Origin of the sequence: Ruminococcus sp. CAG:57, assembly GCF_000435935.1 — a bacterium.
Taxonomy (GTDB): Bacteria; Bacillota; Clostridia; order Oscillospirales; family Ruminococcaceae; genus Hominimerdicola; species Hominimerdicola aceti.
Map to the genome: position 1 here is coordinate 9,581 of NZ_FR890771.1, position 8,920 is coordinate 18,500.

Here is an 8,920-nt window from a genome sequence, read left to right on the forward strand (position 1 = left end):
CATTCGACCAGCTAAAAAGAAAGGTATACAAAGTAGCGGAAAGCGATAAGAATAAGACCGCCTGCGAGATCTTCAAGAATACCGAGATAACGAACACCACTCTAGTCAACCGCATGACCAAAGCAGGCTGGTATAAAGGTCAGGCACAGGACGCAGGCTTTTTCTATGAGTTCATAAGAAATGATATCTCAGGCAAGGAGAAAGATCCCGACGGCAAGCTCGTCAACATAGGCATGACCGCCGAGCTTAAATTCTCAGGAACATACATCGGCTATTACGAGATAGAGGACGTGACCGTGGAAGAGCTTTACTTCCGACTTCCCGATGCTGCATACAATGACAACATGAAACTTGGCGATGTCAATCCAAGATACTACAGCGAAGTTGTCTTACAACTTAAAAAAGCTATAAACAAGTAGGCATAACAAAAGGCAGTTCTGATTTTTTCAGAGCTGCCTTTTACTTATTTATTTTCCACAGGAAGTCCGTGATCTCCTGCAATGTGTCTGCCTGCCCTGTTCACACAATATATGCAAACAGGAACTATATACAAGCAAGCCGCTATCCATGCCGCCTGATCTGTGAAGCAGATTGCAAGATAACCGAATTTCGGCACAAATATCATACTTACAGAAATTCGAGCTATCATTTCCGTCACTCCTGAGAATATAGCAAGTCCAGAATATCCAAGACCCTGCGTACACATTCTGCAAGTGTTGAGTATACCTAGCGTCCAATAGAAAAAGCCTGCATAGAAAAGATATTTGGCTGAAGCAGTAAGCACTGCTGCGTCTGACTTATTCACAAAGATAAGCGAAAGCTCTCTGCCGAAGAATATAAGTACAATACCGGCTATTACTCCATATGTCATGCCAACGCCAACTCCAATGCGTATACCCTTTTTGATACGCTTGAGATTTCCTGCACCGAGATTTTGGCTTGCAAAAACAGATGCACCTGTTGCAAAAGCGTCATAAGGACACATTGTGAACTGCTTTATCCTTGCCCCAGCAGTGAATCCTGACACATAAATGCTTCCAAGCTTGTTGTTAGCTGACTGCATGACCATTGAGCCGATAGCCGTTATGGAATATTGAAGTCCCATAGGAAAGCCCATTATTATAAGGTTCAGCACCGCAGGCTTTGACATCACTCTGTCCTCTTTTGAAAGCTTAAGCACGTTTACCTTTTTCATAATAAATACAGCACATAGTATTCCGCTTATCGCCTGAGCAACGACCGTAGCGATAGCCGCACCCATGCAGCCCCACCTGAACACGATAACACACACAAGGTCAAGTGCAATGTTCAAAACCGTTGATATAGCAAGAAATACAAATGGCGTTTTGCTGTCGCCAACAGAACGCAATACGCTTGAAAGCAGGTTATACAAAAGTGTGAACGGTATGCCAAGAAATATCACCAGAAGATATTTATATGCGTCGTCAAAAATATTCGACGGAGTTGAAAGAAGCTTCAATATCTCACTACAAAGCACCGCACAAACTGTGGTCAACACAAACGCAGTAACGGCGGTTATAACAATAGAATTGTAAAAATACTGTTTCAGCTTTTTTATGTCCCCTGCTCCGAAATGCCTTGCAATAGGCACTCCAAAGCCGCAGGCTGTTCCCATGCAGAAACCAAGCACCAAAAACTGCACACTGCTTGAAGCTCCGACACTTGCAAGAGCGTCAGAACCAAGAAATCTTCCCACGATGGCAGCGTCAATAAGATTGTATGTCTGCTGCAACAAATTTCCTAAAAGCAGAGGAAGCGCAAAGCTCATTATAAGCTTGAACGGACTGCCCGTTGTCATGTTTTTTGTCATTACTTTTCCTCCAAAAATCTAACTGTTACATTTATCATCTTTAATTTTTACTATCACATTCTATCATCAATATATGAAAAAATCTATAACACAAATTAAATTTACTTTTGTGATTTTAAACAAATATAATAACAAAAAACATACATATTGCACATAAAAAAGGCAAGCATATTTCAGCCTGCCTTTGTGTAGCTTACGCTTTATACGTTAAATCTGAAAAGAACGATATCGCCGTCCTGCATAACGTAATCCTTACCCTCAAGACGAACAAGACCCTTTTCCTTAGCCGCCATCATAGAGCCACAGCTCATAAGATCGTCAAATGAAACAACTTCAGCTCTGATGAAGCCCTTTTCAAAGTCAGTGTGTATCTTTCCTGCCGCCTGTGGAGCTTTAGTTCCCTTTTTGATAGTCCAAGCTCTTACCTCAGGTTCGCCTGCTGTCAGGTATGAAATAAGACCAAGAAGTGAATAGCCCTCCTTGATTATTCTGTTAAGACCTGAAGTTTCAAGACCGAGGTCTGCAAGGAACATTTCCTTGTCCTCATCGTCCATGTCAGATATCTCAGCCTCTATCTGCGCGCATATCGGGAACACAGCCGAGCCTTCGGCTTTTGCAATCTCGCAAACTTCCTTGTAATGCTCGTTGCTTTCGATATTGTTTCTGAAATCATCTTCGCAAAGGTTAGCCGCATAGATAACAGGCTTAAGTGAAAGAAGCGGTGTTTCTTTAAGTATCTCCAGCTCGTCCTCTGTCATGTCATAAGAACGTGCAGGCTTGCCGCTTTCAAGATGCTCTTTGAGCTTTTCAAGGAACTCTACAGCGGAAGTAAGAGATTTGTCGCCTTTCATTGCCTTTTTAGTTCTGTCAAGCTTTCTCTCGATAAGCTCAACGTCAGAGAAAATAAGCTCCAAATCTATAGTTTCAATGTCTCTGCGAGGATTGATAGAGCCGTCAACATGAATGATGTTAGGGTCGTCAAAACATCTTACAACGTGAACGATAGCGTCCACCTCTCTTATGTTTGAAAGAAATTTGTTTCCAAGTCCCTCGCCCTTTGAAGCACCCTTTACAAGACCTGCAATGTCAACAAATTCAAGTGTTGCAGGAGTAAACTTTACAGGGTGATACATCTCAGCCAGCTTGTCAAGTCTTTCATCAGGCACCGAAACAATGCCCACATTCGGTTCGATCGTGCAAAACGGATAGTTCGCAGATTCTGCACCCGCATTTGTGAGTGCATTAAAAAGTGTTGATTTTCCTACGTTAGGAAGTCCTACCATGCCAAGTTTCATATCAATATACGCCTTTCGTTAAAATTTTACGCCATCATGGTCAAAATCATCTTCATCATCATCAAAGTTATAATCATCATAATACTCGTCAGGGTCAAAATGATCGTTACAGCCACCCTTGTCTATCTTGTTGTTACAACCGATAGTAACGCCTTTCTTGATAGGCGAAACAAACAGACCAATTATAACGCCAAGGAGAAAAAGTGCAAGGCCTTTCCAAAAATAGCTTACTGTGCAGTTATTTTCAGTATCGCAGTTTTCTTCAAAAATATCCATAATAATACCTCCGTCTATTCTACTGATTTTAAAGATTCTACCATATCTATCTTTTTAAGCTTGAAATGAAGAACCAAATTAACTATAAATGCAAATGCCAATGTGAGCAATGCACCAAGCACATACGCCCACCAAACAAGCTGTCTGTTGAACAGCACAAGGTCGACCTCAGAAGTTATCACAACAAAATAGTGCAGTATCTTTCCTGCCACAAGACCCACGATAATGCCCACAAGCGTCGATATCAGATTTTCTCTGTAAATATACGCTGAAGTCTCACCATCATAGAATCCAAGCACTTTTATTGTCGCTATCTCACGAACACGCTCAGTTATGTTTATGTTTGCCAAATTGTAAAGCACCACAAAAGCCAAGCCTCCCGCACAAACGATGAGCAAAATAACGATAGCGTCAAGACTGTCCACTGAATTAAGGAAACCTCTGCTTGAATCATTTTTAAAGCTTATTCCATAAAACTCGTCATTTGAAATAAGCTGTTCCTTGAAAGAGTTTTCATCAGTGTCTTTCTTTAGGTCAATAAAAGAAAGATTATAAACAGGCTTCTCACCGTATACACTTTCAAAATCATCAGGAGTGATGTAAATATAATGCAAAGCATAGTTCTTGCTTACTCCGCCTATCTTGAACTCTTTCTCCTCATGACCACTGAGCTTTATAGTAATAGTGTCACCCGTTTTCAGGTCAAGAAGCTTTGCAAGCTTTTGTGTTATGATAACAGAACCGCTTTTCACTTCAAGGTTTGATCCATTCTCAGCAGATACAAGATCGATATAATCTCCCATATTTTCAGGAGATTTCGGCACGATCATAGAAACAGACTGGTTTTCACTTTCATTTTCTGCAATGCCATCTGTACTCTGCATAAGCATAGATTTGTCTACCTGTGGGATACTGCTTATCTTGTCCTCCAATTGTTTCTCGTCAAAATCGGCTGAATTAAGTACCGCAATACCATCATACAGAAATATCTCATTGAATTGCTTTTCGGCAATAGTCTTTATAGAATATTTCAAACCAAAACCCGTGACTATCAGCGCCGTACAGCCTGCCACTCCCACGATTGTCATAAAGAAACGCTTTTTATATCTCAGCAAATTTCTCACAGTGACCTTTGCAAGAAAGTCAAGCCGATTCCATATAAGATCCACACGCTCCAGCAAAACACGCCTGCCATTCTGCGGTGGCTTTGGACGCATAAGCTGTGACGGCTGCGACTTTAGTTCTTTCATGCAGGCATAAAGCACCGCCGAGCAAGTGCAAATAACCGACACCACCAAGCAAAGCACCATATAAACAGGCTTAAACGGTGTGTCAATATCAGGAATGTTATATAAAATATTATAGCAACTATAAATTATCTTCGGAAAGATCTGCAATCCAACAACAACGCCTATGCAGCTTCCTGCTGATGCCGCTGTTGCTGCATAGAAAAGATACTTTCCGGCTATTCTTGCCCCACTGTATCCTAAAGCCTTGTATGTACCTATCTGCGTTCTCTGTTCCTCTACCATTCTAGTCATTGTGGTCAGACATACAAGCGCCGCCACAAGAATAAAGAACACAGGAAACACCTTTGCAATAGAGTCGACCTTCTGAGCGTCCCCATAAAAGGAACTATAATCAGAGCTAGCCTCAAATCTGTCATACTGATAGAATGCAGGCGTTTTCACGGCTTCAAGTTCTTTTTTCGCTACGGCTATCTCATCTTCTGCCGCCGCAAGCTGACCATTATATTCATCAAAAGCCGCCGTACTTCCTGTCTCTTTGTCTTGAAGAAGCTTTCCTGCCACTTCTTCAAGCTGTTGTGCTTTTAAAAGCTGTGACCTTGCAAGATACTTTGCACTAGAACCACTCTGTTCAGCCTTATCATAAGCCTCCTGAGCTTCCTCAACCGACTTCTGCGCCGTTGTCAAAAGCTCCGTAAGCTGATTTTCGTCGCAGGCAAGCGCCTGTTTCAAGATGTCAACTTTCTCCTGAGCGACATCAATACTGTCCTGAGCGTCACTGCTTAGTTTTTCAAACCTTGCGTTCACACTGTCCTCAAAAAACTCCACCGCCTGAACGCTCTTATCTTTCACAGCCTGCTTGTACTCGTCGGAAAACGGGTCAAGCTCGTCAGTGCCTTTGAATTTCACATAAAGCTCAGTGTAATAATCGCACACAAACTCGCTCTCAGGCACAAAAACGTTGCTTACCACAGTTCCGTTGCCCACTGTGGTCGCATCACGCTCATAGCCGATATAAAGCGGTGAAGCCACAATACCAACTATCCTGTATGTGTCAGTTGCCAAAGTATCAGTTATATTTTTTGACGAGTCAGGCTCGTTGATCTTTATCTCTCCGCCCAACTTAAAGGTGTTAGGTGAACTCATTTTTACCTCTACTGCGCACTCGCCTTTTTTTTCAGGAAGCCTGCCCTCTAGTAAAACAGGCTTATCAAGATTATTAGGGCTGTTCTCATCAACAACATTGTTGAAGGACATGAATTTCAGCACAAGGTTTTGATTTTCATGATAATAGAAAACGTCCTTAGAATATCCCGCCATAACGCCCTCAACGTTCTCTGCTTTTTTCACAGCCTCAACGTCCTCAGACTTAACGCCTATAGACGACATTAACTTAATATCCATAAGTCTGTTATCACTGAAATATTTCTCCGCCGTGTCTATCATATCAGGCATAGTCGCCTTGATACCAGAGAAAAATCCACAGCCAAGAAGAACTATCAGAAAAATAGAGAGAAATCTGCCCAACGAGTGACTTATCTCTCTGACAGTATCCTTTTTCAATGCACTTTTCATGACAGACCTCCCCTTTGTAATATCATTCTTCCCCGTCACTATCCGAAAAATCATCAAGACCTATCCTGCCCGATAGAATAAAATAAACAATCGCCGCAAGGACAAAAACGACAGGAGCAAAAATTATAATAGCTTTTTTAGCCCACTCAACCCCCAACGCTCCCGCAAGCATAAGACCCAGCACTCCTGAGATATCAAAAAACAAGATACAAAAATACGTCCTAAGTGCCGATACCGCAGGTGCAGTGTCCCCATCGGGGTCAGCTTTATCACTGAAAATATTTATCCTGCCTGCTGAAAACACAAGCAGAATAAACACCGCCATAGTAAGAAGACTTAGCACAAGATCCACCACATAAGGCTTTGTCCTGCCTGCCGTCATGCCCACTATCAGCACAAAGCAATCACACCCCATGCAGAACATTAGAGCCGCCGTATTTACCACCGTAAGCACTAGCTGAAAAGGCGTAAAAGGAACTTTTTTCATTTTATCTTAATCGCCGAACATTTCCTTAGAAAGCTTGCCAAGCTTCTCACAGCCGTCGATTATCTGTTTGTCTGTAGGAGTTGAGAAGTTCAATCTGAATGAAGCTGTCTTGTCAGACTCGCTTACCATGAAAGCATTGCCCGGAACAACGGCTACCTTATATTCTGCAACAGCCTTTTTGCAGAAACCAGTCATGTCACTGCCTTCCGGAAGAGTACACCAAATGAACAGACCGCCCTCAGGTCTTGTGAACTTGATCTGTGAAGAGAAATTCTTCTCGATCTGCTCTATCATAAGTTCGAGCTTATGCTTGTAGATCACTCTCAGCGAAGCAAGATGTGCTTCGATATCATTGTCCTTCATGAAGTTGTAAGCCAGCATCTGCGCCCAGATATTTGTATGTACGTCAGCCACCTGCTTGCAGACAACTATCTTTCCGATTATCTCCTTTGGAGCGGAAATGTAGCCAACTCTGATACCAGGAGCAAGTATCTTCGAGAATGTTCTTGAATACATAACAAGACCGTCCTTGTCCATGCTCTTGATAGACGGGATAGCCTCACCCTTTATTCTCAGGTCGCCGTATGGGTTATCTTCAAGGATCATAACACTGTACTTCTTAGCAAGCTCATATATAGCCTTTCTCTTTTCAAGAGAAGTTGTAAGACCAGTAGGATTCTGGAAGTTAGAGATAATGTAGAATACCTTTACCTTGCCTGTAGCGAAAGCCTCTTCAAGCTCTTTCAGGTCAACTCCGTCTTCATGAAGCGTGATACCCTTAAGCTCAACATTGTAAGACTTAAACGCATTAAGTGAGCCTATAAAGCTTGGAGCTTCACAGCAAAGAATGTCGCCTGGGTCGCAGAGAACTTTACAAGCAAGCTCGTTAGCCTGCTGAGCACCGCTTGTGATGATAAGATCATCTCTCTCAGGATCAAATTCACCCTTCTTTTCAAGCTCTTTCTTAAGGAGATCTCTCAGCGGAGTGTATCCCTCTGTAAGGCTGTACTGGAGTGCGCCGATAGGATTTTCCTTGAATATCTCTTCTGATATTCTATTAAGCTCGTCCACAGGGAATGCCTCAGGAGAAGGATTGCCTGCCGCAAATGAAATTACCTCTGGGTCAGAAGTAAATTTAAGTATCTCTCTGATAGCAGAAGCCTGCAGATGAGAAACCTTTTCTGAAAACTTATAAGTCATAACTTTTTTACCTCTTTTTCTTAAAAATACATAATATGATTATATCACATTTTTCCTATAAAATAAAGTGTTTACACAAACTTTTTTTAGTATTAGCACCCTAAGCTCTATTTTTGTGCAATTTAAACAACTGCATATCCACCTGACATATGGACAAACCGTAATAAAACCCACCATAACAGCATAAGATCATATAAAAACAAGTCAGAAAGCAGGTTGACAGATGAAAAGACAAGGCTTTATAAAAGGCTCAGCAATATTGCTTGCAATGGTTCTGATAACAAAAATTCTGGGACTTCTCTATAAGATACCTCTTACTAATCTTCTGGGCGGCACAGGCATGGGATATTTCGCTTCAGCATTCTCAGTTTTCACACCAGTTTTCGCAATAGTCGTTTCAGGTATCCCCTCCACCATGGCTCGCCTTACCGCTGAAAACTATGCCCTTGAACGCTTTTCAAATATGCGTCATTCCAAGCGAACTGCATTTTTCCTTTTCACGATCATCAGCGCAGCCGCTGCCGCAGTAATGATACTCACCTCAGATTTTCTGTCACGCAATGTAGTCGGCGAGCCAAGTACAAAATATGCTCTCATGTGCGTTGCCCCATCTATTATTTTCTGTACCATTATGTCAGTGGAACGCGGTTACTGTGAGGGCTTGCAGAATATGATACCGACCGCTGTATCAGAAGTGATAGAAACCCTTTTCAAACTTATCCTAGGTCTTGGTTTCGCCTACGGACTAATGTATCATATCTCCGATATGTATGATAAAACAGGCATGATATTTGGCACAGCCTATGAAAACTCACGTCAGGCAGCCTCCGCCGCACTTCCATTTATAGCTGCCGCAGCTATCCTAGGTTCGTCCATAGCCTCTGCGATCGCCTGTCTGTATATTCTCATATCAGGCAAGATCAAAGGCGACAGCATAACAAAGCAAATGCTTCAAGGAGATACCATAACAGACCCCACAGGAGCAACAGCCAAAAAGCTTGTCGTCTGC

7 protein-coding genes and 1 pseudogene are annotated in these 8,920 nt (G+C 42.2%); 2 read left to right on the plus strand and 6 right to left on the minus strand.

Going from position 1 to position 8,920, the window contains the following annotated elements; genetic code table 11:
* Nucleotides 1-419 (plus strand): annotated as a pseudogene (locus tag QVO88_RS09315) (hypothetical protein); the annotation flags it as partial.
* A gap of 44 nt (nt 420-463) precedes the next feature.
* Here the strand turns inward: QVO88_RS09315 and QVO88_RS09320 are convergent.
* From QVO88_RS09320 to QVO88_RS09345, 6 genes are all read right to left on the minus strand, one after another.
* Entirely contained in the window at nt 464-1,831 is a 1,368-nt protein-coding gene (locus QVO88_RS09320; RefSeq protein ID WP_022288213.1) for an MATE family efflux transporter, read from the minus strand.
* A 200-nt stretch (nt 1,832-2,031) separates the two neighbouring features.
* Nucleotides 2,032-3,126 (minus strand): redox-regulated ATPase YchF, encoded by a 1,095-nt coding sequence (gene ychF / locus QVO88_RS09325; protein ID WP_022288214.1) that lies wholly within the window; start codon nt 3,124-3,126, stop codon nt 2,032-2,034.
* An 18-nt stretch (nt 3,127-3,144) separates the two neighbouring features.
* Nucleotides 3,145-3,402 carry a hypothetical protein gene (locus QVO88_RS09330; RefSeq protein ID WP_022288215.1) on the minus strand — a complete coding sequence of 86 codons (258 nt, stop codon included), beginning with the start codon at nt 3,400-3,402 and terminating at the stop codon, nt 3,145-3,147.
* A gap of 14 nt (nt 3,403-3,416) precedes the next feature.
* Entirely contained in the window at nt 3,417-6,224 is a 2,808-nt protein-coding gene (locus QVO88_RS09335; protein ID WP_022288216.1) for an ABC transporter permease, read from the minus strand.
* A 22-nt stretch (nt 6,225-6,246) separates the two neighbouring features.
* Nucleotides 6,247-6,711 carry a hypothetical protein gene (locus QVO88_RS09340; RefSeq protein WP_041337320.1) on the minus strand — a complete coding sequence of 155 codons (465 nt, stop codon included), beginning with the start codon at nt 6,709-6,711 and terminating at the stop codon, nt 6,247-6,249.
* Between the two features lie 6 nt (nt 6,712-6,717).
* On the minus strand, nt 6,718-7,911 hold the full coding sequence (locus QVO88_RS09345) for a PLP-dependent aminotransferase family protein (protein WP_022288218.1): 1,194 nt from the start codon (nt 7,909-7,911) through the stop codon (nt 6,718-6,720).
* 223 nt (nt 7,912-8,134) lie between these two features.
* On the opposite strand from QVO88_RS09345, the gene QVO88_RS09350 reads away from it, so the two are divergent.
* The coding region (locus tag QVO88_RS09350; protein ID WP_288177958.1) for an oligosaccharide flippase family protein at nt 8,135-8,920 on the plus strand (786 nt) is incomplete at its 3' end.